Annotated in this window: 1 protein-coding gene; it reads left to right on the top strand. The window is 48.3% G+C overall.

Annotation, left to right across the window (positions count from 1 at the left end):
• Positions 1-14 precede the first annotated feature (14 nt).
• On the top strand, positions 15-647 hold the full coding sequence (locus tag ATZ99_RS00025) for a cobalamin B12-binding domain-containing protein (protein ID WP_068747216.1): 633 nt from the start codon (positions 15-17) through the stop codon (positions 645-647).
• Positions 648-692 lie beyond the last annotated feature (45 nt).

Below are 692 nucleotides of genomic sequence, written 5' to 3'. Positions count from 1 at the left end.
AGGGGGAATAAAAGATGTTAGAGGAACTTTTTAACCGCATAGTGGACATGGACGAAGAAGGAGCAGTATCGATGGCAAAGGAGTATTTAGAAGGAGGAGGGGATGCTAAGAAACTGCTGGAGACCTGCAGGGATGCCATGGGGGTAATCGGACAGAAATTCGAAAAAGGAGAATACTTCCTGTCAGAACTGATACTCGGCGGAGAAATTTTCAAGAACATAATGGAATTCACACTGCCGAAGATCAAGGGTGGAGACGAGAAGAAACTCGGAAGGATAGTGCTGGGCACCGTAAAGGAAGACGTCCACAACATAGGTAAGGACATATTCAAGGTATTTGCAGAGGCATCGGGTTTTGAAGTAATAGACATAGGCATAGACACACCGGAAGAAAAGTTTGTGGAAGCGGTAAAGGAACACAAGCCCGACATAGTAGGAATGTCCTGTCTTATCACGGCAGGAGTAGCCTCCATGAAGAGGACGGTAGACGCCCTTAAAGAAGCCGGACTCAGGGAAGGTATAAAGATAATAGTAGGAGGCGGCAGGGTAGACGAAGGAGTAAAGCAGTATGCGGGGGCGGATGCGTGGGCTGACGATGCGGCAAAGGGAGTAAGGCTGTGCAAAGAATTAATGGGGATAGAGGGGTGATGGAGGATGGCAAAGACACCGGAGGAACTGGCAAAAGAGCGTTAT

The organism is Thermovenabulum gondwanense, from assembly GCF_001601575.1.
In the GTDB taxonomy this organism is placed as follows: domain Bacteria; phylum Bacillota; class Thermosediminibacteria; order Thermosediminibacterales; family Thermosediminibacteraceae; genus Thermovenabulum; species Thermovenabulum gondwanense.
The sequence above is the reverse complement of the archived record's forward strand: the minus strand, read 5'-3'. Positions and strand labels throughout refer to the sequence as shown.